A 26,257-nucleotide genomic window follows, 5' to 3' on the forward strand; every position below is an offset into this window, starting at 1 on the left:
ATACCGATCAGTCTTCCGGTTCGGACGCCTCGGAAGTCGACATCTCCAATTCTGCCCGATCAATCACTTCCTGAACCCCGAAGTCGACGCTGGTCAACCTGAAGTACTCAAGCAGGATTTGCAGGCTTTCTTCAGAGAGCGGATTACCCCGCAGGCTGATGCTTTCGGCGACCTCCAACGGCATTTCGAGGAGGTCGGCGGGTATCTGGCTGATCGTGTTGCCGCTCAGGTCTACGATTTCCAGGCTCTTGAGTTGCATCAGTCCGGCGGGTAATTCGGGGAGCCCGCAGTTGTCCAGTTGCAGGGTTGCCAGGTCCGTCATCTGGCTGATATCCGGAGCCAGCCCCAGCGGATTGTTTCTCAAATCGATGAATTCCAGGCGGGCCATCTCGGCCAGGTTCAGGACCGACTCCGGGGACAGGGTGATGTTGCAGTCAGGGAGATTGAGCGAGCTCAAATCGCTCATCCGGAAGATCGCCTCCGGGATATTGCCCAGCCTGAAGTCGTTGATAACGAGGGTCTTGAGTTTGGGGAAACACTCCAGGAACCCCGTGACACCCGAAGTCAGGCCACTCTCGCTCTCCAGGTAGACCAGAGAAACGTGGCTGAAATCTGCGCTAAGTGTCGGAAGGTGACCGGTAATCCACGTGTTCAGGCTCAGGTCATAAGTAGTCGCTTGCAGCGAGTCGTTGAGGTTCACTGGATCGGTTTCCCGGCGCCAGCAGCGCAGTACGGACTCTCTGAATGCGTCCCGCGTCGAATGTTCGATCAGCAGTTGCTGGGCAGTGAACGGTTGATTGCTGTGGGGGTGGACGGCTGGAATATTGCCGGTCCAGGCCGACAGGTCGTGTTCAAGGGTGGTGAGTTCGGCTTCCAGGCGGGTCAATGCGATTCGCCCCTCGTCCAGTGTACCGGGGAGCAGGAACACGAATTTGCTGGCGTCCTCCTGGTCCATCATGGGGTACAGCGCCTGGGTGCGGTCGATATCTGCTTGCTCGGCAAAGATACCGAAGTCCTGACGGGTCTGTTGGAAGTGCTGTTTGAGGCGTTCACGGGTTGCGCTGGAAAACGGATTGTTGGCCAGGTCGAAACCCTCCTGGGTGCGTTGTTGCAGCGTGAACAGTGCGCTGGGCAACTCTTTGATCTGGTTATCATTGAGTAGGGCGGTGCGCAGGCGCGGACGAGTCAGCAAGTTGCGCGGTAGTTCAGTGATGCCCGTCTGCGATAAATCGATGTAGTTCAAGTCCGGCATGCTGCCGAAATCGGGTGTCAGGCCCAAGGGGTTGTTGTACAAGTCCAAAGTGGTCAACTGATGCAGGCCCTCGAGCCCGAGCTGGCTTTCGGGGCTGAGGGTGATCGAGCAATTGCTCAGAATGAGCTCTTCGAGTCGCAGCGATGGAAGGGTGTCTGGCAAGCGGCCAAGGTTGAAGTCTCGCAGTTTCAGGATGCGTAGGCCGGTAAAGCCGCGCAGAAACTCGTGCAGGCCCCGCGTGGCGCTACCACCATCGAGCCTTAGCATTGTGACGCCGCTGAAGTCGGTGTCCAGTGTTGGCAATTGGCCAATGATGGCTTGGGAGAAGTTGAAGTCGACTGTTTCAAGAGTCGTTTCGGGAAGGGTCCATTGCTGGCGCCAACAGTCGGCCAGATCGATAGTGAATTGACGGCGGACCTGCTGTTGCGCAGCGAACTGCCCGGGCGTGATCCTGATTTGCGTGTCTGGAATAAACAGCGGAATTTCATCGCGCCAGGATGAAAGTGCCTCCAGCAGTTGCGTGTGTTGAGTCATGAGTCGACTCAGCTCTGCTCGCGGTCCGCCGGGATGCAGTTGCAAGCGTTCGATGAAGGCGTCGAGTTCTTCGGCGGATAGATGGGGAAACAGTGTCTGTGCCCGACCTTGCAAGGTGGGTGTGTTGCGTGGCATTTGACGATACCCGTCACCGCCACCGAGCAAGCGCATCACTTTTGGGTCGTAGGTGGGTTTGAGGTCGGGGTGTTGAATCAGCAGTGCGCGCAATGCATCGCGGCTCAAGGCGTGCTGGCGAATCAGCTGCTTGAGCCGTTCACCTTCACCGATATTCAGATTCAAGGCCGTCCGTTCGCTGTCCGGCATGGCCTGTAGCAGGCAGGTGTAGAGCGAGCCCATGCCGCTGAGTTCTTCGCCGTCATGATCGAAGGGCTGATAGGAACCCTCTTCTCCGAGCACCAGCACTTTACGCAGGGGCGCGTCGATACGGCCAAGGCTGTCGATCAGCGGACCCTCATGGGCGTACTGGCGGATTTCCAGTCGTAGCTCTGCCGTCCAGCCCGGCAGTTTTTCCAGGGTGTGCAAGGCCAGCCGGTCGGTGTCGAGGTTGTTCTCGGTCGATGGCAAATCAAGCCCCTCGTAGGCGCGTGTCACCCGTACTTGCAATCCGGCCTCCCGGCTCAACTCGACCAGGCGAGGGGCAAGGATTGAGTTTTTCAGCTGCTGCAGTTCCTGATCGCTTGCCGTGTCCACAATCGCTTGTGCAACGCTGCGTGGCAATCCGGGCTCGGCATCCATGACCACTTGTATGGCCGCGCGAGCGCCACGTTCGAGTCTGCGGTAACGTTGATCGAACAGGCTTTGCCGTTTCTGTTCGGCAAGCCGCGCGAGTATCTTGCGCAATCGCTGCACCCGCTTTTCCAGGCCTGGGGAGGGGTGGCCGAATTCTTCGCTCATCAGCGTTCTGGCTTCGCTGTCCGACAGGGTCTGGAGAAAGGTTTTCAGCAGGTCGCCGTCGGTGAGGCGGGTGGTATCGATATGCACCACGGGTACATCGGGCGCCGGGCTTTGCCAAAGGGTTTGCGCTTTTTTGTCGATCAGTCGCAGGCCTTTGTTTGCCGGCCAGTAACCGTTTTCATTGAGCAGTTCCAGCTGTGTCACCGGATCCGCCTTAAGGAAGTGCTCCGGCTGGTCACTGCCGATCTGATCGATAAAGGTCTGTATGTCCTGATCGATCCCGAAGCGTTTGAGTGTGTCGGCCAATAGCGGCGGTACCCGCCCGGTATTCACGTGCATCTTGCGCAGGACATCTTCGTGGCTGCCGCTGATGCTGAGGATGCGTTCGCGAGTACTGGCCGAAAATCGCTGCATGTCCGGGCCGACACGGTGCAGTACGGTGGCCTGGTCCCAGCTCAACGGCTGGTCGAGTTCGGTTTGCCAGGCACCGGCACCGTTGTGTCGCAGTTTTGGTTTGTAGGCGTCAGGGCGGGAGGGGTGGTCGATGTGGTACCCGCCGGTTAGTGGATCCTTGCTCACGGCGTAGTGCTTGTTTTCCAGGAGTAGCAGGTTTTTGCCCTGATACGGGTGCTGGCCCAGTTCATTCGGTTTTGCATCCTTGGGTAACGCCGAGGGGTGTTCATAGCCGGTCAGGTCGGGCTGCCAGTAGCGGGTGTCGCCGTTTGGCCGTTTTACCGTATTGAAGCCGTCGATGAATTCAACGATCTCCCGGGGCAATACCGAGCGAAATTCGCCGGCGGCGATCGCCCCTCCTGCGGCAAAGGTCCCCAGTTGCACTGCGGACTCCACCACACCCATCAAGTGCCCGAAGGCCTCGCGACTCCGCCCCTCGGCCCAGTCGACCACGCTTTCGAAGGTTTCGTCGAGCAACTGGTAGGCCATGTAGCCGAGCATCAGTTCGCCGAGAAACGGCACGAATGGCAGTGCCACGAAAGCGGCGATGTTCAGCAGTGCCGAGGCGATCTCCGTGAAGGAATCCCACAGTGCCCAGCGAGCTTTCTGGTCGACCGTTGCAGTGGACACCGCGATCACCCGCGCATCGTTGAGGATTTTGTTGAGCTTGCTCTGGTAGAGGTGAGTCCACAGTTCTGCTGTGACAGGCGTTGCCACGATCTTCAGGTCCGCGCGCGGGTTGGGCTGTTGCCGCCAGGTCGGACGAGGATCGCCTGGCCGGACCGGTTGCCAGGTGATCGGGACAAGCAGTTGGTTCAGCTGTGCGAAAAAGTGACCGCGATCTTCATGGTTAATGAAGCGACTGAAAAACTGTTGATAGGCGGGGTCGAGCAGACGCCGGGCCAGTTCTTCGGCGAAGGCCGCAGACGAGGGGTATTCCTTGATCGGCTGTTCGGGGTCGCCCGGTATATAAGCCACCACGCGAACCACTTCCCGGGCGCGGTCCAGGTCCGGGGCAAACAGCAGGATGCCGGTGAGGCTCGCGTTGAGGATCTTCAGGTCATGACAGCGCCATGGCTGCTTGTGCTGCGGCAGGTTGTCGAGCAGGCCGAGAATAAGGCTGTGGGTGTCGCTGCCCAGGTTTTTTTGCATCTGCGCCAGATGCAATGCAGCGGTGATTGCGGATTTCTGGCTGTCGCGGATTTTCCCTCGCAGCAGCGCCGAGTCCACCGGATTGCCGATACTCAGATTGTCTTCCAGATAGGTTTTATAGCGCTGGCCGATGTCCAGCTCCCGGCACATGGCGGTAAAGACCGTGACAGGCATCTTTTCCAGGATCTGCGGCAAGGTCAGGAATTGCCCGTTGGAGGATGGCGCGGTGATGTACGTCGAGGCGGGTTCGAAGGCATCTGCAAGGGTCTCGGCACTTTCGAAATTGTGCAGTGCGGCATCCAGCAGCGATACCGTCCAGGTGCGCGCAGCGCCTGACTTCAGGCGTAACCACGGCAGGTGATCAGGCAGGTAGAGGCGCAAAAACGTTTCGCGCACATTCAGATCCAGGCCGAAGCGGCGCTTGATTTCGGCCTGGAGCAGCGGCTTGGCGAAATCCGCGGGGTTTTGCAGGTTGGCCAGTGCCTTGTCGACCTGATTCTGGCTGGAGATCTGTCGGGCGATCAGCCTGGCGAGTTTCGTGTGGTGATGTTTCGATGCCGCCTTTAGTCCGGCGGGCAGAGTGGGAGTGATGTTGCGCAGCGCCTCGCGTCTGTGAGGCGCCGCCTGGCGCAGCCAAGGGGGGATCACATTCTGCAGATGCTGGAAATGAGCGTCCGGCCTGAAAGCGTCGCAGGCAATAGTGGCAGTGGATTCGGTAATCATGGGGGCAGTGGCCGTTGGTTTTGAAAGGCCACTAGGAAAACCCGCGAACCTGGACGCTGTGCGGTACATATTTACCGCACTCGGGCCATTGGCAGGCGTTACAGCGCAGCAAGCCTGCCGCAAACGTCCGCCGCCAGTTAAACTGCGCCTTTGCGACCCTATATGTCGCATTGCCGTAAACCCGGGAAAATCCGGGGTTTGCGCTATAAGAAGTTGTCGCTTGGCGGCAAGGCCGGGCTGAAAACTGTCCTTACAATCCTCACCAAGCTCGCCAGTTTCAGGCGAGTGTTTTCTCTTCAGGAGACTCCGATGTCCGTTGAGCACGCTGCGGTACAACGCGCCGATTTCGATCAGGTAATGGTTCCCAACTATGCGCCTGCCGCATTCATTCCTGTGCGTGGCGCCGGTTCCCGCGTTTGGGACCAGTCCGGCCGCGAGCTGATCGACTTTGCCGGCGGGATTGCCGTCAACGTATTGGGTCACGCCCATCCGGCGCTGGTCGGTGCCTTGACCGAGCAGGCGAACAAGCTGTGGCACGTGTCCAACGTGTTCACCAATGAGCCGGCCCTGCGCCTGGCACACAAGCTGGTCGACGCCACCTTTGCCGAGCGCGCTTTCTTCTGCAACTCCGGCGCCGAAGCCAACGAGGCCGCTTTCAAGCTGGCCCGTCGTGTCGCGTTCGACCGTTATGGCAGCGAGAAGTACGAAATCATCGCCGCGCTCAACAGCTTCCACGGCCGTACCTTGTTCACCGTGAACGTCGGTGGCCAGTCGAAGTACTCCGATGGCTTCGGTCCGAAGATCACCGGCATCACCCACGTGCCGTACAACGATCTGGCCGCGTTGAAAGCTGCCGTTTCCGACAAGACCTGCGCCGTGGTCCTGGAGCCTATTCAAGGTGAGGGTGGCGTTCTGCCGGCCGAACTGGCCTACCTGCAAGGCGCCCGCGAACTGTGCAACGAGCACAACGCGCTGCTGGTGTTCGACGAAGTGCAAACCGGCATGGGCCGTACCGGCCACCTGTTCGCCTACCAGCATTACGGTGTGATCCCGGACATCCTGACCAGCGCCAAGAGCCTGGGCGGTGGTTTCCCGATAGCCGCCATGCTGACCACCGAAGACCTGGCCAAGCACCTGGTCGTCGGCACCCACGGCACCACTTACGGCGGCAACCCGCTGGCGTGTGCTGTCGCCGAAGCCGTGATCGACGTGATCAACACCCCTGAGGTGCTGGCTGGTGTCAACGCCAAGCATGACAAGTTCAAGGCCCGCCTTGAGCAGATCGGCGAGAAGTACGGCCTGTTCACCCAGGTCCGTGGCCTGGGCCTGTTGATCGGCTGTGTGCTGAGCGATGCCTGGAAAGGCAAGGCCAAGGACATTTTCAATGCCGCTGAGCAAGAAGGCCTGATGATTCTGCAAGCCGGCCCGGACGTGGTGCGTTTCGCCCCGAGCCTGGTGGTGGAAGACGCCGATATCGATGCCGGTCTGGACCGCTTCGAACGTGCCGCGGCAAAACTGACGCAAGCCTGATAGACCCTTCGACGCCTGCAAGTCAGGCGTCGAACCCAATTTTTGTTCCGGGCCGGATCAAATGTGGGAGCGAGCAAGCCCGCTCCCACAGTCTCCTGCGGAGATGGCCCGGGATTTTTTTCTGTAAGTTCTGAGATTAAGGAGTGACACCATGCTGGTGATGCGCCCCGCGCAAATGGCTGATCTGGGCGAGGTACAGCGTCTGGCTGCGGACAGTCCGATTGGTGTTACTTCCTTGCCGGATGACGTTGAACGCCTGAGCGACAAGATCGCGGCAAGCGAAGCCTCGTTCGCCGCCGAAGTGAGTTTCAACGGTGAGGAAAGCTATTTCTTCGTCCTCGAAGACTCCGCCACCGGCAAGCTGGTCGGTTGCTCGGCCATCGTGGCGTCGGCCGGTTACTCCGAGCCGTTCTACAGCTTTCGCAACGAAACCTTCGTGCACGCTTCCCGCGAGCTGAAGATTCACAACAAGATCCACGTGCTCTCGCAGTGCCATGACCTGACCGGCAACAGCTTGCTGACCAGTTTCTATGTGCAGCGCGAGCTGGTGGGTTCGCCGTGGTCGGAGCTCAACTCCCGTGGCCGCTTGCTGTTCGTGGCCAGCCATCCGGAGCGTTTTGCCGATTCCGTAGTGACCGAGATCGTCGGTTACAGCGATGAAAACGGCGACTCGCCATTCTGGGATGCCATCGGTCGCAACTTCTTCGACCTCAACTACGCCGAGGCCGAGCGTCTGTGCGGGCTGAAAAGCCGTACGTTCCTCGCCGAACTGATGCCGCATTACCCGATCTACGTGCCACTGCTGCCGGACTCCGCTCAGGAAGCCATGGGCCAGGTGCACCCGCGGGCGCAGATCACCTTCGACATCCTGATGCGCGAAGGCTTCGAGACCGATCACTACATCGACATTTTCGACGGTGGCCCGACCCTGCATGCCCGTGTCTCGGGGATCCGTTCGATCGCCCAGAGCCGTGTGGTGCCGGTGAAGATCGGCGAACCGGTCAAAGGTGTCGGTCGCCAGTATCTGGTGGCCAATGCCCAGTTGCAGGATTACCGCGCTGTGATGCTCGAGCTCGATTACGCGCCGGGCAAACCGGTGACCCTGGACCTGGAAGCGGCCGAAGCCCTGGGCGTCGGCGAGGGTGCCAGCGTGCGCCTGGTGGCGGTTTAACAGCGGCCTGGCCTGATTGCTTGTTTAGAAAGCAGCGAAGTTTCACGGGTGGCGCAAGCGGCCCGTTTGAGGAGATAGCATGATCGTTCGTCCCGTACGCAGCAGCGATTTACCCGCTCTGATCGACCTGGCCCGCAGCACCGGCACCGGCCTGACCACCTTGCCGGCCAACGAAGAGCGGCTGGCCCATAGGGTCGGCTGGGCCGAGAAGACCTTTCGCGGCGAAGCCGGGCGGGGCGATGCGGACTACCTGTTCGTGCTCGAAGATGACGACGGTCGCGTGGTGGGTATTTCCGCCATTGCCGGCGCCGTCGGCCTGCGTGAGCCCTGGTACAACTTCCGGGTCGGTCTGACGGTCAGCGCTTCGCAAGAGCTGAACATCTATCGCGAAATCCCGACGCTGTTCCTGGCCAACGACCTGACCGGCAACTCCGAGCTGTGCTCGCTGTTCCTGCACGCCGATTATCGTACCGGCCTCAACGGCCGCATGTTGTCCAAGGCGCGGATGCTGTTTATCGCCGAATTCCCGCAACTGTTCGGCAACAAGATCATTGCCGAAATGCGCGGTGTTTCCGACGAGGCCGGGCGTTCGCCGTTCTGGGAAAGCCTGGGGCGGCACTTCTTCAAGATGGAATTCAGCCAGGCTGACTACCTGACCGGTGTCGGCAACAAGGCGTTCATCGCCGAACTGATGCCGAAATTCCCGCTGTACACCTGCTTCCTGTCGCCGGACGCGCGCAACGTGATCGGTCAGGTTCATCCGGACACCGAGCCGGCGCTGGCCATGCTCAAGAGCGAAGGTTTCAGCTACCAGGGCTACGTCGACATTTTCGACGCAGGTCCTGCGATCGAGTGCGAAACCGGCAAGATCCGCGCCGTGCGTGACAGCCAGGCACTGGTGCTGGCCGTCGGCACGCCGGGTGACGATGCCACGCCATTTATCATTCACAACCGCAAGCGCGAGGACTGCCGGATCACTGCTGCGCCGGCACGTCTGGCCGCCGGTACCCTGGTGGTCGATCCGCAGACCGCCAAACGTCTTCAACTCAACGCTGGCGACCAAGTACGCGCCGTGGCGTTGTCCGCTGCTCGGGAGTCGAAATAATGAAGTCGCTTTACATTGCAGGTGAATGGCTATCCGGCCAGGGCGAAGCCTTCGAATCGCTGAACCCGGTGACCCAGCAGGTGCTGTGGTCCGGCGTTGGCGCCACCGCCGGTCAAGTCGAGTCGGCTGTGCAAGCTGCGCGTCAGGCGTTCCCGGACTGGGCGCGGCGTACCCTGCAAGAGCGTATCTCGGTGCTGGAAGCCTTTGCCGCCGCGCTGAAGAATCACGCTGACGAACTGGCTCATACCATCGGCGAAGAAACCGGCAAACCCCTGTGGGAAGCGGCGACCGAAGTCACCAGCATGGTCAACAAGGTTGCCATCTCGGTGCAGAGCTACCGCGAACGTACCGGCGAGAAGAGCGGCCCGCTGGGTGACGCCACCGCAGTGCTGCGCCACAAGCCCCACGGTGTGGTGGCGGTGTTTGGTCCTTACAACTTCCCGGGTCACCTGCCGAACGGTCATATCGTGCCGGCACTGCTGGCCGGTAACAGCGTGCTGTTCAAGCCAAGCGAACTGACACCGAAAGTCGCCGAGCTGACGGTCAAGTGCTGGATCGAGGCTGGCCTGCCAGCAGGCGTATTGAACCTGCTGCAAGGCGCTCGCGAAACCGGCATCGCCCTGGCGGCGAACCCGGGTATCGACGGTCTGTTCTTCACCGGTTCCAGCCGCACCGGCAATCACCTGCACCAGCAGTTCGCCGGTCGTCCGGACAAGATCCTCGCGCTGGAAATGGGCGGTAACAACCCGCTGGTGGTCGATCAGGTCGCTGACCTCGATGCCGCGGTGTACACCATCATTCAGTCGGCGTTCATCTCCGCTGGCCAGCGTTGCACCTGTGCCCGCCGCTTGCTGGTGCCGCAAGGTGCCTGGGGTGATACGTTGCTGGCGCGCCTGGTGGCGGTCAGCTCGACCATTGAGGTCGGTGCTTTCGATCAGCAACCGGCGCCGTTCATGGGCTCGGTGGTTTCCCTCGGTGCGGCCAAAGCGTTGATGGATGCGCAAGAACATCTGCTGGCCAACGGCGCCGTGGCGCTGCTGGAAATGACTCAGCCTCAGGCTCAATCGGCCTTGTTGACCCCGGGCATCCTGGACGTGAGCGCCGTTGCCGATCGTCCTGACGAAGAGCTGTTCGGCCCGTTGTTGCAGGTGATCCGCTACGCTGATTTTGCAGCGGCGATCGCTGAAGCCAACGACACCGCCTACGGTCTGGCCGCCGGCCTGCTGTCGGATTCCGAAGCGCGTTACCAGCAATTCTGGCTGGAAAGCCGTGCCGGTATCGTCAACTGGAACAAGCAACTGACCGGCGCCGCGAGCAGCGCGCCATTCGGCGGCGTCGGCGCCTCGGGCAACCACCGCGCCAGCGCCTACTACGCGGCTGATTACTGCGCGTACCCGGTGGCCTCGCTGGAAACGCCGAGCCTGGTGATGCCGTCGGCCCTTACGCCTGGCGTGAAAATGGCGTAACGCCCATTCGCGGGCAAGCCCGCTCCCACAAGGACTGCGTCGAACACAAAATTTGTGAACACTGCTGAACCTGTGGGAGCGGGCTTGCCCGCGAAGGCCGCGACTCGGTCGCACTGAACAGTTAGTTACTGAAGCCTATAACAACAGATTCTCGTGGAGCCTCGCTGATGAAATCCTATGAAGTCAATTTTGACGGTCTAGTGGGGCCGACCCATAACTACGGCGGCCTGTCCTACGGCAACGTCGCGTCCCAGAGCAACAGCCAGCAGTCTTCCAACCCCAAGGAAGCGGCGCTGCAAGGCCTGGCAAAGATGAAAGCGCTGATGGAAATGGGTTTCCAGCAAGGCGTACTGGCACCGCAAGAGCGCCCGGATGTGGCCGCACTGCGTCGCCTGGGCTTTGGCGGCACCGACGCTCAAGTGATCGAGCGCGCCGCCAAATACGCGATGCCGCTGCTGGTGGCCAGTTGCTCGGCCTCGAGCATGTGGGTGGCCAACGCCGCCACGGTCAGCCCGAGCGCCGACACCGCTGATGGTCGCGTGCATTTCACCGCCGCCAACCTCAACTGCAAATACCACCGCAGCATCGAACACCCGACCACCAGCCGCGTGCTGGGGGCGATGTTCGCTGACCAGCAACACTTCGCCCACCACGCCGCCTTGCCGGCCGTGGCGCAGTTCGGTGACGAAGGTGCGGCCAACCACACGCGTTTTTGCCGTGAATACGGCGAAGCCGGCGTCGAATTCTTCGTGTTCGGTCGCAGCGCGTTCGATACCCGCTACCCGGCACCGCAGAAGTACCCGGCGCGCCAGACCCTCGAAGCGTCCCAGGCCGTTGCCCGTTTGCACGGCTTGAGCGATGACGGCGTGGTCTACGCCCAGCAGAACCCGTCGGTGATCGATCAGGGCGTGTTTCACAACGACGTGATTGCGGTCGGTAATGGTGAAGTGCTGTTCTATCACGAGGACGCGTTCCTCGAGACCGAGAAGATGCTCGCTGAATTGCAGAGCAAACTCGCCAAGGTCGGTGGGAAATTTCAGTCCGTCTGCGTACCGCGCTCCGCAGTAAGCGTGGAAGACGCCGTTCGTTCCTACCTGTTCAATAGCCAACTGCTGTCGCGTCCTGACGGCTCCATGCTGTTGATCGTGCCGGAAGAATGCCGTGGCAACGAGCGTGTCTGGCAGTACCTGCAGGGTTTGACCGGCTCCGGCGGCCTGATCCGCGAAGTGAAGGTCTTCGATCTCAAGCAGAGCATGCAGAACGGCGGTGGCCCGGCTTGCCTGCGGTTGCGTGTCGCACTCAACGAAACCGAACTGGCGGCCGTCAACCCAGGGGTTATCATGACCGCACCGTTGTACGGCACACTGACCGAATGGGTCGAGAAGCACTACCGCGACCGCATGACCGAAAACGATCTGGCGGACCCGCAATTGCTGCTTGAGTGCCGGACGGCACTGGATGAACTGACGCAAATCCTTAAACTGGGCGCGGTTTATCCATTCCAGATCAATTGATCGACGGCGCGCCGCTTTCTACGGCAGCGCGCTGCTTCATCTCAAACGAGAGCGTAAAGACATGAGCGATACCCTGCAGCTGATCCTTGAAGACACTGACGGCACGCAACTGGAGACTTCCTGCACCCGTGTCGCGGTCCTGTGGCAAGGTAAGGAGCTGTGGATCCAGCAGGACGGCCGTGGCCAGTTGCTGATCGGCGTGGACGTCGAAGAAGGCGATGCCGAGTACGCCAACCTGCTGTTGCGCCCATTGGCGACTAATCTGGTAAGTCTGCAACTGGAGATGGAACCGGCTGAACTCGGCGACGACGAGGATCACGTTCACGGCCCGGATTGCAACCACGACCACTAAGGAAACCGCTCTATGCTCGCCCTCGGCAAACTGCTTGAACTGACCCTCGCCGGCCGCGAACCGGCGGAGAAGACTCAACTGACTGTCGAAGGCGTGCGCATGCGCTGGTTGAGCGAAGGTGCGCTGGAAGTCCGGCCACCTGAAGCCCGTGACAATGGCCTGGACCTGCTGCTGTCGGCGGGGATCCACGGCAACGAAACAGCGCCGATCGAATTGCTCGATCGCCTGTTGCACGACATTGCCCGCGGCGACTTGAAGCCGCGCGCACGTATTCTGTTCCTGTTCGGCAACCCGGAAGCGATTCGCAAAGGCGAGCGTTTCGTCGAGCAGGACGTCAATCGGCTGTTCAACGGCCGTCATGAACAAAGCAGCGGTTGCGAAGCCCTGCGCGCCTGTGAACTGGAGCGTTTGGCAGCGAGCTTCTTCAGCCTGCCGGACCGTCAGCGCCTGCACTACGACCTGCACACGGCGATTCGTGGCTCGAAAATCGAGCAGTTCGCCCTGTATCCGTGGAAAGAAGACCGCCAGCATTCCCGTCAGGAGCTGGCGCGCCTGCGTGCTGCCGGCATGGAAGCGGTGCTGTTGCAGAACAAACCGTCCATCGTGTTCAGCTCCTACACCTACGACAAACTGGGGGCCGAGGCCTTCACTCTGGAGTTGGGCAAGGCGCGGCCGTTCGGTCAGAACGACGGGGTCAACGTCTCGCTGCTGGAGAAGCGCCTCAAGCAGATCATTGAGGGCACTGAACCGGAACTGACTGAGGACGCGCTGGACGGTTTGCAGCTGTACAGCGTGGCACGGGAAATCATCAAGCACAGCGACAGCTTCCGCCTGAACCTGCCGGCGGACATCGAGAACTTTTCGGAGCTTGAAGTGGGTTACCTGCTGGCGGAAGACATCGCCAACACCCGCTGGATCATCGAGGAAGAGGGCGCCCGGATCATCTTCCCGAACCCCAGGGTGAAGAATGGTTTGCGTGCCGGCATCCTGGTTGTGCCAACCACCGACGCAAACCTGGCCTGACACAACCCCTGTAGGAGCTGCCGAAGGCTGCGATCTTTTGATCTTGTTCTTTTCAGATCAAAAGATCGCAGCCTCGTTGCACTCGTCAGCTCCTACAGGGTTTTGCGGTGTTAGACCGCTACCGCACGCGGCTCACTGCGACGTAGCGTGCGGATCTTCATCAGCGTATCCGCACAGGTCTTCGCCGCTTCCTGGCCTTTATGCTGGAAATGTTCGAAGAAGAACTTCTGGTGCTCTTCACCGGCATGGAAGTGGTGCGGGGTCAGGGACACCGAGAACACCGGCACTTCGGTTTCCAGTTGCACCTGCATCAGGCCGCTGACCACCGACTGGGCGACGAACTCGTGGCGGTAGATGCCGCCGTCCACCACCAGGGCTGCGGCGACGATGCCGGCATAACGACCGGTCTTGGCCAGCAACTTGGCGTGCAAGGGCATTTCAAAGGCGCCGCCGACTTCGAAGAAATCGATGTCGGATTCCTGATAACCCTGGGCAATCATTTCGGCGACGAAGCCTTTACGGCTCTGATCGACAATATCCTTGTGCCAGCAGGCCTGGATGAACGCTACGCGCTCGCCATGATGGTGTTTGCTTTTGCTGTCGATTGCGGTGGGTTGCATGTTCTGACTCCTGTTTGTGTGAAAAACAGGGCGTTATGAATCGAAGGGGATCTGAGGGTGCGCTCGCACGAATGCCGGCGGACGGCCCTTTGTTGTCAATCCCGTTCTCTCTTCATCCGGACTATGACCGTCGGCCCCGGGATCACACCGGGTCTGCTGACCTTGTCGCCAACCACCGCCGAAGCAGCGTCGTCGCCAAGCGCTCGCGGGCTATGCGCTTTGCACGCAATTACCGCCGGTGGGGAGTTGCACCCCGCCCTGAGAACGTTTTTGCCGCCCAAATTGTTTGGCTGCGCAGCGTTTTTATCACATATTTGCGGTGTGCGCATGGCCCCTTTTGGATGATTGCTATCGAGTATTTCGCTTTATTAGTGAGCATTATCCCAGCCCAAGGGTTGATTAATCGTCGCCATGCCCGCAGTAATTCCTGACTGAAAGGGATTTCCCCTGCTTACCGAGGCCAGATTCATGAGCGTTATCGATCTTCGCAGCGACACCGTTACTCAACCTTGCGCCGGCATGCTCGACGCGATGGCCAAAGCCGCCACCGGCGATGACGTGTATGGCGAAGATCCGACGGTCAATCACCTGGAAGCCGAACTGGCCCAGCGCCTGGGTTTTGCCGCGGCACTGTTCGTGCCGACCGGCACCATGAGCAACCTGTTGGGGTTGATGGCCCATTGCGAGCGCGGTGACGAGTACATCGTCGGCCAGCAGGCCCACACTTATAAGTACGAAGGGGGTGGAGCGGCGGTGCTGGGGTCGATCCAGCCACAGCCGCTGGAAGTACAGGCCGATGGTTCGCTGGACCTGGCGCATGTTGCCGCCGCGATCAAGCCGGACGACTTCCATTTCGCCCGTACCCGTCTGCTGGCGCTGGAAAACACCATGCAAGGCAAGGTCCTGCCGCTGGAATACCTGGCCCGGGCGCGCAGTTTCACACGCGAACATGGCCTGCAACAGCACCTGGACGGCGCACGTCTGTACAACGCGGCAGTGAAACTGGGTGTGGATGCCCGGGAAATCACCCGGTATTTCGACTCCGTCTCGGTGTGCCTGTCCAAAGGCCTGGGCACACCTGTCGGTTCGGTGCTGTGCGGCTCGGCCGAGCTGATCGGCAAGGCCCGGCGCCTGCGCAAGATGGTCGGTGGCGGCATGCGTCAGGCCGGGATTCTCGCGGCGGCGGGGCTGTATGCGCTGGATAACAATGTAGCGCGCCTGGCCGATGACCATGCCAACGCGCAGTTGCTGGCCGAGGGCCTGCGCGGGGCCGGGTTCGAGGTCGAGCCGGTGCAGACCAACATGGTTTACGTGCAGATGGGCGACCAGGCCGAGGCGATCAAGGCCTTTGCCGCCGAGCGGGGGATCAAGCTCAGTGCCGCCGCTCGTCTGCGCATGGTCACGCACATGGACGTCAGCCGTGCGCAAATCGAGCAGGTCGTCGCGACATTCGTCGACTTTTCGCGCAAGTGATAGCGTTAGCACTCCAATTGACCGTTTCTATCGTATAAACACGCTGTACCCCGCGCGCAGGGCCGATATAATGCGGCCCTTTGCCGTCGCTTCGTCTGTTGACGTTTCGAACAGGCCTTTGGCCGCAGCCTCCGTGGAAGAACCTAATGAAAAGCGCAGAAATCCGTGAAGCCTTCCTTCGCTTCTTCGAAGAGCAAGGCCACACCCGTGTAGCCTCCAGCTCTTTGATTCCGGGCAACGACCCAACCCTGCTGTTCACCAACGCGGGGATGAACCAGTTCAAGGACTGCTTCCTGGGCCAGGAAAAGCGCGCGTACACCCGCGCCGTCAGCAGCCAGAAATGCGTGCGCGCCGGCGGCAAGCACAACGACCTGGAAAACGTCGGTTATACCGCTCGTCACCACACCTTCTTCGAAATGCTGGGTAACTTCAGCTTCGGTGATTACTTCAAACGTGACGCGATCACCTACGCCTGGAACTTCCTGACGTCCGACAAGTGGCTGAACCTGCCGAAGGAAAAGCTCTGGGTCACTGTCTACGCCAGCGATGACGAGGCGTACGACATCTGGACCAAGGAAATCGGGGTTCCAGCCGAGCGCATGGTGCGCATCGGCGACAACAAGGGCGCGCCGTACGCCTCCGACAACTTCTGGACCATGGGCGATACCGGCCCGTGCGGTCCTTGCACCGAGATTTTCTACGATCACGGCGCCGACATCTGGGGTGGCCCACCGGGCTCGCCGGAAGAAGACGGCGACCGTTACATCGAAATCTGGAACAACGTGTTCATGCAGTTCAACCGCACCGCCGATGGCGTGTTGCACCCGTTGCCAGCGCCGTCGGTCGACACCGGCATGGGCCTGGAGCGGATCAGTGCCGTGCTGCAGCACGTTCACTCGAACTATGAAATCGACCTGTTCCAGAGCCTGCTGAGCGCGTCGGCCAAGGCCATCGGTTGCACCAACGATGCCCAGGCTTCGCTGAAAGTCGTGGCTGACCACATCCGTTCCTGCGGCTTCCTGATCGCCGACGGCGTGCTGCCGTCCAACGAAGGCCGCGGCTACGTGCTGCGCCGGATCATCCGTCGCGCCTGCCGTCACGGTAACAAGCTGGGCGCCAAGGGCAGCTTCTTCTATCAGATCGTTGCGGCCCTGGTCGCCGAGATGGGCGAAGCGTTCCCTGAGCTGAAATCCCAGCAGGCGCACATCGAACGCGTGCTGAAGGCCGAAGAAGAGCAATTCGCCAAGACCCTGGAGCAGGGCCTGAAGATTCTCGAGCAGGATCTGGCTGAACTGAAAGGCGAAGTGGTGCCGGGCGACGTGGTGTTCAAACTCTACGACACCTACGGTTTCCCGATGGACCTGACCGGCGACATCGCTCGCGAACGCAGCCTGACCATCGACGAAGAAGGTTTCGAGCGTGAGATGGAGGCCCAGCGCGTCCGTGCCCGTTCCGCCAGTTCCTTCGGCATGGACTACAACAGCCTGGTCAAGGTTGACGTGGCCACCGAGTTCACTGGTTACACCGCTCACAGCGGTTCCGCCAAGATCGTTGCTCTCTATAAGGATGGGCAGTCGGTCGACGTGTTGAGCGAAGGCGAAGAGGGCGTGGTCGTTCTCGATCAGACGCCGTTCTATGCAGAGTCCGGTGGTCAGATTGGCGATTGCGGCTTCCTCCGGGCCGGCGTTGCGCGTTTCGACGTGCGCGACACCACCAAGACCGGCGGTGCATTCCTGCATCACGGTATCCTGGATTCGGGTAGCCTGATCGTCGGTGCGCCGGTCGAGACCCACGTTGACGCCGAGGTGCGTCACGCCACGTCGTTGAACCACTCCGCGACTCACTTGCTGCACGCTGCATTGCGCCAGGTGCTGGGCGATCACGTCCAGCAGAAGGGCTCGCTGGTCGACAGTCAGCGCCTGCGCTTCGACTTCAGCCACTTCGAAGCCATCAAGCCTGAACAACTGAAAGCGCTGGAAGACATCGTCAACGCCGAGATTCGCAAGAACTCCGAAGTTGAAACCGAAGAAACCGATATCGAAACCGCCAAGCAGAAAGGCGCCATGGCGCTGTTCGGCGAGAAATACGGCGACAACGTGCGCGTGCTGAGCATGGGGAATTTCTCCGTTGAGCTGTGCGGCGGTATCCACGCCAACCGTACCGGCGACATCGGCCTGCTGAAAATCATCAGCGAAGGCGGTGTGGCATCGGGTGTGCGTCGTATCGAAGCCGTCACCGGTGCGCAAGCGCTGGCTTACTTGAATGCGGCGGAAGAACAACTCAAGGAAGCGGCCAGCCTGGTCAAGGGCAGCCGCGACAACCTGATCGACAAGCTGTCGGCTGTGCTGGAGCGCAACCGTCTGCTGGAGAAGCAACTCGAGCAGTTGCAAGCCAAGGCTGCCAGTGCCGCGGGCGACGATCTGTCGGCCCAGGCGCAGGACGTCAAGGGCGTGAAAGTGCTGGCCGTGCGTCTGGACGGTCAGGATGGCAAGGCGCTGTTGGCGCTGGTCGATCAACTGAAAAACAAACTCGGCCGCGCAGTGATCCTGCTCGGCAGTGTCCATGAGGAAAAGGTCGTTCTGGTTGCAGGCGTAACCAAAGACCTGACTGGCCAACTCAAAGCCGGTGATTTGATGAAGCAAGCCGCTGCGGCAGTGGGCGGGAAGGGTGGTGGTCGTCCAGACATGGCGCAAGGCGGCGGTACCGACGCTGGCGCACTGGATGCGGCACTGGCCCTGACCGTTCCGTTTGTAGAGCAGGGTCTATAAGGCAGTACTTGCGGCCCACAGTCTAGTGGTGGGCCGCGACGCTGTTTGAGTGATTATTTGGGCGCCCTTCATGGGCAGAGGCGGCTTTGAAATGGCTTTGATCGTACAGAAATTTGGAGGCACCTCGGTCGGCACTGTCGAGAGAATCGAGCAGGTCGCCGACAAGGTTAAGAAATTCCGCGATGCCGGCGATGACCTGGTGGTTGTGCTGTCTGCAATGAGCGGCGAAACCAACCGTCTGATCGATCTGGCCAAGCAAATCAGTGGCGACGGCCAACCGGTTCCGCGCGAGCTGGACGTGATCGTTTCCACTGGTGAGCAGGTGACGATTGCCCTGTTGGCCATGGCGCTGATCAAGCGCGGCGTGCCGGCGGTGTCGTACACCGGCAACCAGGTGCGGATCCTGACGGATAGCGCGCACAATAAAGCGCGTATCTTGCAGATTGATGACCAGAAGATTCGCGGTGACCTGAAGGCGGGTCGTGTGGTGGTTGTCGCCGGTTTCCAGGGCGTCGACGAGCACGGCAACATCACTACCCTGGGTCGTGGCGGTTCCGACACCACCGGCGTGGCGCTGGCGGCAGCCCTGAAGGCTGACGAATGCCAGATCTACACCGACGTCGACGGTGTCTACACCACCGACCCGCGTGTGGTGTCCGTGGCTCAGCGCCTGGACAAGATCACCTTCGAAGAGATGCTGGAAATGGCCAGCCTCGGCTCCAAGGTGTTGCAGATCCGTGCGGTCGAGTTCGCCGGCAAGTACAACGTTCCGCTGCGCGTACTGCACAGCTTCAAGGAGGGTCCGGGCACCCTCATTACTATTGATGAAGAGGAAACCATGGAACAGCCGATCATTTCCGGTATCGCTTTCAACCGCGATGAAGCCAAGCTGACCATCCGTGGCGTGCCAGACATCCCGGGCGTTGCCTTCAAGATTCTCGGCCCGATCAGTGCCGCGAACATCGAAGTCGACATGATCGTGCAGAACGTTGCGCACGATAACACCACCGACTTCACCTTCACCGTGCACCGCAACGACTACCAGGCGGCGCAAGCCGTGCTGGAAAAGACCGCTGGCGAGCTGGGTGCCCGTGAAGTCGTGGGCGACACCAAGATCGCCAAGGTGTCGATCGTCGGCGTTGGCATGCGCTCTCACGCAGGCGTGGCCAGTCGCATGTTCGAATCCCTGGCCAAGGAAAGCATCAACATCCAGATGATCTCGACTTCGGAAATCAAAGTCTCCGTAGTGATCGAAGAGAAATACCTGGAACTGGCTGTGCGCGCTCTGCACACGGCTTTCGAACTGGACGCACCGGCCCGCCAGGGCGAGTGATGCGTTTGCCAAAAGGCGCGGTCTGACCGCGCCTTTTGTTTTTTTGAATGGCGTGACCCCCGAGGCTGTTCTTTTGCTCGCGCTAGTCAATACTCAGGCATGTAGGGCTGCGATCGCTCCGGTTGTGGGTCGAGTGCCTTTTTTTTGCAGACTGTTGTCCCTGAAATGTAATGCGTGAGGAGAAAGGTATGCTGATTCTGACTCGTCGGTGCGCAGAAAGCCTGATTATCGGTGATGGCGAAATCACCGTGACCGTGCTCGGCGTCAAAGGAAATCAAGTGCGCATCGGTGTTAATGCCCCCAAAGAGGTGGCTGTTCACCGGGAAGAAATTTACCTGCGTATCAAGAAAGAGAAGGACGAAGAACCAAGCCATTAATTTTTATCGTTTTTTATGTTTGCAAACGGGGAAGAAGCTGGTTAATATACGCCCCGTGTTGCGGAGAGCTGGCCGAGTGGCCGAAGGCGCTCCCCTGCTAAGGGAGTACACCTCAAAAGGGTGTCGGGGGTTCGAATCCCCCGTTCTCCGCCATTATTTGCGTAGTACGTTGTAATCTGGCTTCTTCGGTAAGTTGTTGAAATTACTAGAAAAAGTGTTTGACATAGAGATTAGACGGCCTATAATGCGCGGCAACAAATGCACTCGTAGCTCAGCTGGATAGAGTACTCGGCTACGAACCGAGCGGTCACAGGTTCGAATCCTGTCGAGTGCACCATTTAAGAGTTAGTTGCAGCAATGCAGGTAACTTGGCTTCAACCAGTTGTGATCTGGTATAAAAACACAAATGCACTCGTAGCTCAGCTGGATAGAGTACTCGGCTACGAACCGAGCGGTCACAGGTTCGAATCCTGTCGAGTGCACCATACAAACAAAAAGCCCGCATTTTATGCGGGCTTTTTGCCGTCTGGGATTTGGCTTTTCCTTTCGTGCATCCCCTCTCGTCGAACTCCACCTGTGCTGCGATCTCGCTGGTTGTCGTAGCGATAGCTGGTGGGCGAATTGCGAATGCTGATCCTGTCCGGCTTGCCGAGGGCGCTTTCGGCGTCTTGCTGGCTCATGCCGGTGATTGATGATTGCCTCTACACGCTCCCCGGCGTCCTCCGTGACGTTCCTTTTCAAGGGTAGCGACTACAATTTCGAAAAGGAGGTGTGTTTTCTTTTCTGGAAGCGTCGTCGCATTTTCCAGGATCAGGACGATGCTCAAGTTTGTTGTGCAAGCGCTTGTTTCAGCCGAGATTTTTTAACGTTTAAAACCGTCAGGCGGTGTATCATTGCGCCCGTCAGCCCCGCCGGGGCTTGTGGAATACCTCCATGGACTTACCCAGTAGTTACTCAGTACCCCGTTTCACCAATCATGAATTGACTGATTGATCCTTCCGGCGTGCCCCGCTGCTGGGAGTGGAGTTCGCCTATGTCCGATGTTGAAGTAAAGAAAACGCAGGAAAGCTTGCAGGATCGCCTGGCTCAGGTGGTCGAGTTGCTGCAGCGCCAGCGAGTTGTAGAAGACCTGACTCACCGCCAGGAAGGCCCGCATCATGACCGGGTCGAGAACCTGGTCCACCGGCAGAACCTCGTCGAGTTGCAACGCAAGCTCGATGACCTGCACTCCGCCGACGTCGCCTACATCCTTGAAGCCTTGCCGCTGGACGATCGTCTGACGCTCTGGCAATTGGTCAAGGCCGATCGCGACGGCGACATCCTCCTTGAAGTATCCGATTCGGTCCGTGAATCGCTGATCGCCGACATGGACGATCACGAGCTCCTGGCAGCCGCCAAGGACATGGATGCCGACGAACTCGCTGACCTGGCCTCCGAGCTGCCGCGAGACGTCGTCCATGAGCTCATGGAGACCCTCGACCAGCAACAACGCGAGCGTGTGCGTTCGGCTCTGTCCTACGACGAGGAGCAGGTCGGTGCGCTGATGGACTTCGAGATGGTGACCATCCGCGAGGATGTCAGCCTTGAAGTGGTCTTGCGTTATCTGCGCCGTCTCAAGGAGTTGCCGGGTCACACCGACAAACTGTTCGTGGTCGATTACGACGGCGTCCTCAAGGGGGTGTTGCCGATCAAGCGTTTGCTGGTCAACGATCCGGACAAACAGGTTTCCGAGGTGATGGCCAGCGATCCGGTGAGTTTCCACCCGGACGAAGACGCCTACGATGCCGCCCAGGCGTTCGAGCGTTACGACTTGATCTCCGCCCCCGTGGTCGACAAGAACGGCAAGCTGATCGGCCGTCTGACCATCGATGAAATGGTCGACCTGATCCGTGAAGAGAGCGAAAGCGAAGTTCTCAACATGGCGGGTTTGCGTGAAGAAGAAGACATTTTTGCGTCGGTCTGGAAATCCCTGCGTAACCGTTGGGCCTGGCTGGCGATCAACCTGATTACCGCGTTCGTGGCTTCTCGGGTCATCGGTTTGTTTGAAGGTTCGATCGAGAAACTCGTGGCGCTTGCGGCATTGATGCCGATCGTGGCGGGAATTGGCGGCAACTCGGGTAACCAGACCATCACCATGATTGTTCGGGCCATGGCGCTGGACCAGGTGAGCACCGGCAACACCTCGCGTCTGATGCGCAAGGAATTGGCGGTCGCGCTGATCAACGGCGTGATCTGGGGTGGAGTGATCGGTGTGGTTGCCTACCTGTTGTATGGCAGTTGGTCATTGGGTGTGGTGATGACCGCGGCGATGACGCTCAATCTGTTGCTCGCGGCGTTGATGGGGGTCTTGATTCCGATGACCCTGGCGAAAATGGGGCGCGACCCGGCGATGGGGGCCAGTGTGATGATCACGGCCGTGACCGACAGCGGTGGCTTCTTCATCTTCCTGGGGCTGGCGACAATCTTCCTGCTTTGAAGTCCGTTTCTCTAAAAAACCCGCCGTCTGGCGGGTTTTTTTGTGCCCGGATTTCAGGCAAAAAAAGCCAGCGATCAGGCTGGCTTGGGCTTTCTGGCTGAATCAGGACGCGTCGGCGGCCATTTCAGCGTCATGGGCGATCAGCGAAACCAGGGCGTTCTGCTGTCGATGGGAGAGTTGGCGGAAGCGCTGCAGCAACTCACGTTCGTGCAAGGAAAGCTCCGGGCTGTCCAGGCGCATGCTCAACTCTTCTCCCAGTGCGCCTTCCTGAATAAGACTCTGCTCAAGGCGCGCAATGATTTCGGAGTTCATGCTGCGATGATGATTGCGAGCCACCTCGGCAATGCGTTCACGCATTCCGTCTGGCAGACGTACGACGAACTTGTCAGCCGTACGGCTGGAATAAATTGCCTGTTTCAATGGGCGCATATATTTAACCGGTTAGTTCAGGGGAGCGGTTTCGGGATTGGCCGCAGGATGTCTGGTAGGACAAGCGCTCTGACCAAATGTTCAACCTGAATTGATAGAGGCGCGCATCATGCCTCAAACCAGCCAGATCCTTGGCGTCAATTCTGTGACAAATATTGAACTGGATAAAGGCGTTCTGCCAGCACCAATTATCAGAAATGCGGACTGGTTTGAAAACTTCGACCAGGCCGTATCACTTCGTGCTTTCTCCACCCGACGAAAGGATTCCGGCGGGCAGGAAAAAGTGAACTCGATCCCTGTTCCTTGTCTTTACAGGATAGTGGCAAATTGCCGATTTACTAGGGGGAGTGGCATGGAGGGGGTGAATTCAGGATGGATGGCAGGCCCTGGCAGCGGGGCTGCCATGTCGGGATCAGCGCAGTACCGGATCAAACTTGATCTTGCGTCCGGCGATCAATGCGAGCACGAACAGCGCGCTGAATACGCCACAGGCGATCAGGGGGAGGGTGACGACCATGTCCTGGGTCAATGACAGATGAAAAATGCCGCTCGACAAGGCGAGGATGAAGAAACTCGCGGCTGATCTGGACATGCTGTACTCCTGGTGAGGGTCATTCAAAATACCAAACGTTCGGCAGGCGGAGCCGGCACCAGGATGTTTTCCTGGCTGACAAAGCCGTTCTGGTCGCTTGTCACAGCCAGCTGTGGCGCCTTCTGCAACTGAAGGTAATGCGGCATGCGTTGGGCAACCTGCGTAGTGCTGCTCTCGGGAACAAAATGAACTCCCGCTAAAGCCGCCAGTGCGATGGCATACGAGAGTGAAAGGGCGCTCTTCATGGGGGGCGGGTCTCGGTTGTTCTGTGAGAACAAAGGAAGCAGCTCGCATGCCAGAGTTTATCGGCAATTAAATTCTTTAAAAACAATGAATTAAGTTATTTTTGGTAAAGCGCCCATATTGCATTTTGCAATGATGGCTTTTTGCAGTGATGCAATTTGCACGGTAAACAAGTCCGCGCCCGACCGAGGCGTCTGCCTACACTTAAAAAGCCTACGGACGACATGACAAAAGCCAGCCCGGCCGTTAACATGCACGCCGTCCATCGCACCGCGTATCGTCGCGGTCAACCTGTGTCTCAGTAGCTCAATTGGATAGAGCATCCCCCTCCTAAGGGGAAGGTTGGCAGTTCGAACCTGCCCTGGGACACCATATTTTTCAGCTCCCCTCCTGTTCCAACGCTTCCTTTTCACGACGTGCAGATAACGTTCGAAATCTCAGGTCCCCGGGATCTATCGACGCCATCAACCCTGCCTTGGCGACTTTCCGTTTCCTCTTCCACGTAGTCTGAATCTCCCATCCCGTCTGGGAGTATCCGCCGATGTGCCGCCTGCGGCGCATGTTCATAGTTGTGACCAATAGATCAGAAAATGGTCCAAGGTCGACCTCGATGACTGGACCCCGCTCAGGAGAAAGTCATGACTATGCGCAAAAAAACCTCATCGCCAACGAATGACCTGACCAGTAACGCCGGTGACCATCTTTCGCCCGTCAGCCACGACTGGACTTTTACCTACATTCCGACCGTCACCACCAACCTTAATGACTACGCACCCGGCAGCACGGCCATCATCACGGCCAGTGGTTTCGCCGCCGGCAGCACAGTGACGCTCGAAGTGGACCACGCCATCGGTGCCGGCGCGGATGGTGTGTGGGGGACATCCGACGATGTGCTCGATACCAACACCGGCGCGGGTCACGAGCCCTGGTCCGTGACCGACGGCGGTGCTGGCGATCTAGATGGCCAGGTCAACGGCAGCGTCACCACGTCCTGGTACGTGAATCCCGACGATTCGGCAGGCGCAACGTTTCTGCTCACAGCAGCCGCTGCGGGCGCCGATGGCGTGGTCGGCACCGGTGACGACGCGGTGGCGTCAACCTCGTTTACGGACAGCGTTTTGGGCGTCCTGGCGACCGGCGAGGACGTCACGTTGGACGAAACGGCGGGGTTGCAGAACGCCACTGCCACTCCAGCCCCCGCGGGGGACGCTGACGACAACGATATTCTGGTGGCGTCCCTGCCTTCGACCTTCACTACCCGTTTAGCCGCACTGGGGGCCGGTACCGCCACGGGCGCGGCCTTGAGTGGCTATACCGGTGCCATTGGCAACACCGGCAGTAATGCATTCACCATCACCGCTGACCCCGGCGCAAGCATTACCGATATCAGCTTCGTCGGCACCACCGGCGCGCCGCTCAATGGCGAGGACAGTGGACTCGATACCCTCGATGGCACCAGCATCCTTCTCTATACGGATACGAACAACAACATCGTCGTGGGCCGAGCCGGGAGCGCCGCCGGCGCGATCGTGTTCGCTGCCTATATTGAAGAAACCGGAACACCGGTCACGGGTGGCAAGATCTGGACCGTGGAATACCAACCGCTCAAGCATCCCGTTATGACGAATGCCGATGACTCGCTCAATCTGGCGGATAAGCTTTTCATCGGCGCCAGCCAGGACCTGGAGTTCAGCCTGGCCAATGCGCCCTCCGGTCAGAACCTGTTCCTGATGTTCACGAAGGCGAACCCGAACGTTGTCGATGTCGGTGGTGTGTTGCGGATCACCGATCCCACCATCATCGCCACCGGCAAGGACCCCGCAGACCAGTCAAGTGGCGTCAATATAACGACTGGTGACACGATCAATACCAGCCAGGCGGGGGGGCCGACCACCTTCGGCACCAACAATCAGATGATTGTGGAGCAAGAGGGCATCCGCTTCTCGTTCGTCACGGGTGCCAGGCAGAATGTGACCATTCCCAACCTGGACCAGAACGAAGCCGATCTTGAAGCCAACGTCGACTTTACCGGTGTCTTCAATGCGAAATCGGCCAGTTTCGACGTCGTGCAACTGCAAAGCGGCAAGAGTGCCGTGGTAAGGGTCAGCGCATTCAGCACCGCTGCTGAGCCTGGTGTGAATTTCATCAATGGGTATGGCAATGATGCGTCTGTGTCCATCACCAATGTTCGCGTCTTCAACAGCACCGGGCAGGTGATCGAGAACTCAAACGGCTCGGTGAATGATCCGGGCATTGTCATCAGCTTTAATGCAGGGGTCGCGACCATCACCGGCGTTAAAGCCGGCTACCAGATTGAATACACCACTACGGGGGATCACAATCGCGTACTCGTGGAGAACGGGGCCGCCGTCAATGCCAAGGGCAATGAGCACGCCGATTTTGATATCGGTGGTTTCACGCTGGTCCAGGCCTCTGTTTCGACAGCCGAAATCGGCTCCAGGATCATCTTCGACGACGACGGGCCGAGCATCAGTACCACCGGTGTGGAGCCGACGCTGACAGTGGACGAAACGGTGCTGGCGACCGACGTCACCCAGAGCTTCGCCGCCAACTTCAACTCGGCGTTTGGCGCCGATGGGGCCGGTACCCTGACCTATGCGCTGGGCGTGGTGGCCGGGGCTTCCGGGCTGATCGACACGGCCTCGGGTCAGGCGGTGAACCTGTCGCTCAACGGCACGGTGGTCGAAGGGCGTACGGCCCTCAGTAACCTGCTGGTGTTCACGGTCAGCGTGGCA

General features: G+C 59.5%; 18 protein-coding genes, 4 tRNA genes, 1 pseudogene and 1 riboswitch. Of the genes and pseudogenes, 17 read left to right on the forward strand and 6 right to left on the reverse strand.

Features of this window, described 5'->3' with window-relative positions; genetic code table 11:
* Window positions 1–7 precede the first annotated feature (7 nt).
* Window positions 8–5,029 carry a dermonecrotic toxin domain-containing protein gene (locus tag ACM6G4_RS05225; RefSeq protein WP_414913194.1) on the reverse strand — a complete coding sequence of 1,674 codons (5,022 nt, stop codon included), beginning with the start codon at window positions 5,027–5,029 and terminating at the stop codon, window positions 8–10.
* A gap of 309 nt (window positions 5,030–5,338) precedes the next feature.
* Here ACM6G4_RS05225 and ACM6G4_RS05230 point away from each other — a divergent pair, with 309 nt between their 5' ends.
* From ACM6G4_RS05230 to astE, 7 genes are all read left to right on the forward strand, one after another.
* Complete coding sequence (locus ACM6G4_RS05230; RefSeq protein ID WP_056724143.1) at window positions 5,339–6,559, forward strand: aspartate aminotransferase family protein; 1,221 nt, start codon at window positions 5,339–5,341, stop codon at window positions 6,557–6,559.
* A 151-nt stretch (window positions 6,560–6,710) separates the two neighbouring features.
* Window positions 6,711–7,730 carry an arginine/ornithine succinyltransferase subunit alpha gene (aruF, locus tag ACM6G4_RS05235; RefSeq protein ID WP_046042322.1) on the forward strand — a complete coding sequence of 340 codons (1,020 nt, stop codon included), beginning with the start codon at window positions 6,711–6,713 and terminating at the stop codon, window positions 7,728–7,730.
* A 79-nt stretch (window positions 7,731–7,809) separates the two neighbouring features.
* Window positions 7,810–8,835, forward strand: a complete 1,026-nt coding sequence (astA, locus tag ACM6G4_RS05240) for an arginine N-succinyltransferase (protein WP_056724145.1) — start codon at window positions 7,810–7,812, stop codon at window positions 8,833–8,835.
* Window positions 8,832–10,301, forward strand: a complete 1,470-nt coding sequence (gene astD, locus ACM6G4_RS05245) for a succinylglutamate-semialdehyde dehydrogenase (protein ID WP_414913201.1) — start codon at window positions 8,832–8,834, stop codon at window positions 10,299–10,301. The genes astA and astD overlap by 4 nt, the downstream gene beginning before the upstream one ends.
* Before the next feature lie 167 nt (window positions 10,302–10,468).
* Entirely contained in the window at window positions 10,469–11,815 is a 1,347-nt protein-coding gene (astB, locus tag ACM6G4_RS05250; RefSeq protein ID WP_414913195.1) for an N-succinylarginine dihydrolase, read from the forward strand.
* 61 nt (window positions 11,816–11,876) lie between these two features.
* The gene (locus ACM6G4_RS05255) at window positions 11,877–12,167 is read left to right on the forward strand and encodes a hypothetical protein (RefSeq protein WP_046042326.1); all 291 of its coding nucleotides are present in this window, start codon (window positions 11,877–11,879) and stop codon (window positions 12,165–12,167) included.
* 12 nt (window positions 12,168–12,179) lie between these two features.
* On the forward strand, window positions 12,180–13,190 hold the full coding sequence (astE, locus tag ACM6G4_RS05260; protein WP_056724150.1) for a succinylglutamate desuccinylase: 1,011 nt from the start codon (window positions 12,180–12,182) through the stop codon (window positions 13,188–13,190).
* Between the two features lie 110 nt (window positions 13,191–13,300).
* Here the strand turns inward: astE and ACM6G4_RS05265 are convergent, their stop codons facing one another.
* Window positions 13,301–13,810, reverse strand: coding sequence for a 6,7-dimethyl-8-ribityllumazine synthase (locus ACM6G4_RS05265; RefSeq protein ID WP_056724151.1), 510 nt, complete (start codon window positions 13,808–13,810; stop codon window positions 13,301–13,303).
* Window positions 13,811–13,909: 99 nt separating this feature from the next.
* Window positions 13,910–14,080, reverse strand: a riboswitch (FMN riboswitch).
* A 198-nt stretch (window positions 14,081–14,278) separates the two neighbouring features.
* Between ACM6G4_RS05265 and ltaE the strand changes: the two genes are divergently transcribed.
* The 7 genes from ltaE (at window position 14,279) to ACM6G4_RS05300 (ending at window position 20,246) form a co-directional block, all read left to right on the forward strand.
* The gene (gene ltaE / locus ACM6G4_RS05270) at window positions 14,279–15,283 is read left to right on the forward strand and encodes a low-specificity L-threonine aldolase (protein ID WP_414913196.1); all 1,005 of its coding nucleotides are present in this window, start codon (window positions 14,279–14,281) and stop codon (window positions 15,281–15,283) included.
* A gap of 146 nt (window positions 15,284–15,429) precedes the next feature.
* Window positions 15,430–18,051: an alanine--tRNA ligase gene (alaS, locus tag ACM6G4_RS05275; RefSeq protein WP_414913197.1), complete on the forward strand. Its 2,622-nt coding sequence runs from the start codon at window positions 15,430–15,432 to the stop codon at window positions 18,049–18,051.
* A 91-nt stretch (window positions 18,052–18,142) separates the two neighbouring features.
* The gene (locus ACM6G4_RS05280; RefSeq protein WP_007971040.1) at window positions 18,143–19,384 is read left to right on the forward strand and encodes an aspartate kinase; all 1,242 of its coding nucleotides are present in this window, start codon (window positions 18,143–18,145) and stop codon (window positions 19,382–19,384) included.
* A 188-nt stretch (window positions 19,385–19,572) separates the two neighbouring features.
* Window positions 19,573–19,761: a carbon storage regulator CsrA gene (gene csrA, locus ACM6G4_RS05285; RefSeq protein WP_002554426.1), complete on the forward strand. Its 189-nt coding sequence runs from the start codon at window positions 19,573–19,575 to the stop codon at window positions 19,759–19,761.
* Between the two features lie 62 nt (window positions 19,762–19,823).
* Window positions 19,824–19,914: transfer RNA gene (locus ACM6G4_RS05290), tRNA-Ser, on the forward strand.
* A gap of 107 nt (window positions 19,915–20,021) precedes the next feature.
* A tRNA-Arg gene (locus ACM6G4_RS05295) sits at window positions 20,022–20,098 on the forward strand.
* Window positions 20,099–20,169: 71 nt separating this feature from the next.
* Window positions 20,170–20,246 (forward strand) — tRNA-Arg (locus tag ACM6G4_RS05300).
* Window positions 20,247–20,272: 26 nt separating this feature from the next.
* Here ACM6G4_RS05300 and ACM6G4_RS05305 read toward each other — a convergent pair.
* A pseudogene (locus ACM6G4_RS05305) lies at window positions 20,273–20,459 on the reverse strand (cell envelope protein SmpA); the annotation flags it as partial.
* Window positions 20,460–20,794: 335 nt separating this feature from the next.
* On the opposite strand from ACM6G4_RS05305, the gene mgtE reads away from it, so the two are divergent.
* Window positions 20,795–22,237 (forward strand): magnesium transporter, encoded by a 1,443-nt coding sequence (mgtE, locus tag ACM6G4_RS05310; protein ID WP_056724156.1) that lies wholly within the window; start codon window positions 20,795–20,797, stop codon window positions 22,235–22,237.
* A 102-nt stretch (window positions 22,238–22,339) separates the two neighbouring features.
* Here the strand turns inward: mgtE and ACM6G4_RS05315 are convergent, their stop codons facing one another.
* From ACM6G4_RS05315 to ACM6G4_RS05325, 3 genes are all read right to left on the reverse strand, one after another.
* Window positions 22,340–22,666: an Arc family DNA-binding protein gene (locus ACM6G4_RS05315; RefSeq protein ID WP_003178899.1), complete on the reverse strand. Its 327-nt coding sequence runs from the start codon at window positions 22,664–22,666 to the stop codon at window positions 22,340–22,342.
* Window positions 22,667–23,078: 412 nt separating this feature from the next.
* Window positions 23,079–23,258: a PA3371 family protein gene (locus tag ACM6G4_RS05320; RefSeq protein WP_056724158.1), complete on the reverse strand. Its 180-nt coding sequence runs from the start codon at window positions 23,256–23,258 to the stop codon at window positions 23,079–23,081.
* A gap of 23 nt (window positions 23,259–23,281) precedes the next feature.
* Window positions 23,282–23,503 carry a hypothetical protein gene (locus ACM6G4_RS05325; protein WP_056724160.1) on the reverse strand — a complete coding sequence of 74 codons (222 nt, stop codon included), beginning with the start codon at window positions 23,501–23,503 and terminating at the stop codon, window positions 23,282–23,284.
* Between the two features lie 293 nt (window positions 23,504–23,796).
* Between ACM6G4_RS05325 and ACM6G4_RS05330 the strand changes: the two genes are divergently transcribed.
* Together ACM6G4_RS05330 and ACM6G4_RS05335 are read left to right on the forward strand one after the other, a co-directional pair.
* Window positions 23,797–23,873: transfer RNA gene (locus ACM6G4_RS05330), tRNA-Arg, on the forward strand.
* A 266-nt stretch (window positions 23,874–24,139) separates the two neighbouring features.
* Window positions 24,140–26,257, forward strand: a 2,118-nt coding sequence (locus ACM6G4_RS05335; protein WP_414913198.1) for a DUF5801 repeats-in-toxin domain-containing protein, incomplete at its 3' end; no start/stop codon positions are given.

Origin of the sequence: Pseudomonas sp. IT-P258 (assembly GCF_949767825.1) — a bacterium.
Taxonomy (GTDB): domain Bacteria; phylum Pseudomonadota; class Gammaproteobacteria; order Pseudomonadales; family Pseudomonadaceae; genus Aquipseudomonas; species Aquipseudomonas monachiensis.

Coding starts and splice junctions, on each gene's coding strand:
- ACM6G4_RS05265 (WP_056724151.1), bottom strand. CDS start 13,810: ATGCAACCCACCGCAATCGACAGCAAAAGCAAACACCATCATGGCGAG.
- ACM6G4_RS05255 (WP_046042326.1), top strand. CDS start 11,877: ATGAGCGATACCCTGCAGCTGATCCTTGAAGACACTGACGGCACGCAA.
- mgtE (WP_056724156.1), top strand. CDS start 20,795: ATGTCCGATGTTGAAGTAAAGAAAACGCAGGAAAGCTTGCAGGATCGC.
- ACM6G4_RS05320 (WP_056724158.1), bottom strand. CDS start 23,258: ATGTCCAGATCAGCCGCGAGTTTCTTCATCCTCGCCTTGTCGAGCGGC.
- astA (WP_056724145.1), top strand. CDS start 7,810: ATGATCGTTCGTCCCGTACGCAGCAGCGATTTACCCGCTCTGATCGAC.
- csrA (WP_002554426.1), top strand. CDS start 19,573: ATGCTGATTCTGACTCGTCGGTGCGCAGAAAGCCTGATTATCGGTGAT.
- aruF (WP_046042322.1), top strand. CDS start 6,711: ATGCTGGTGATGCGCCCCGCGCAAATGGCTGATCTGGGCGAGGTACAG.
- ACM6G4_RS05225 (WP_414913194.1), bottom strand. CDS start 5,029: ATGATTACCGAATCCACTGCCACTATTGCCTGCGACGCTTTCAGGCCG.
- ACM6G4_RS05230 (WP_056724143.1), top strand. CDS start 5,339: ATGTCCGTTGAGCACGCTGCGGTACAACGCGCCGATTTCGATCAGGTA.
- ltaE (WP_414913196.1), top strand. CDS start 14,279: ATGAGCGTTATCGATCTTCGCAGCGACACCGTTACTCAACCTTGCGCC.
- ACM6G4_RS05325 (WP_056724160.1), bottom strand. CDS start 23,503: ATGAAGAGCGCCCTTTCACTCTCGTATGCCATCGCACTGGCGGCTTTA.
- ACM6G4_RS05315 (WP_003178899.1), bottom strand. CDS start 22,666: ATGCGCCCATTGAAACAGGCAATTTATTCCAGCCGTACGGCTGACAAG.
- alaS (WP_414913197.1), top strand. CDS start 15,430: ATGAAAAGCGCAGAAATCCGTGAAGCCTTCCTTCGCTTCTTCGAAGAG.
- ACM6G4_RS05280 (WP_007971040.1), top strand. CDS start 18,143: ATGGCTTTGATCGTACAGAAATTTGGAGGCACCTCGGTCGGCACTGTC.
- astE (WP_056724150.1), top strand. CDS start 12,180: ATGCTCGCCCTCGGCAAACTGCTTGAACTGACCCTCGCCGGCCGCGAA.
- astB (WP_414913195.1), top strand. CDS start 10,469: ATGAAATCCTATGAAGTCAATTTTGACGGTCTAGTGGGGCCGACCCAT.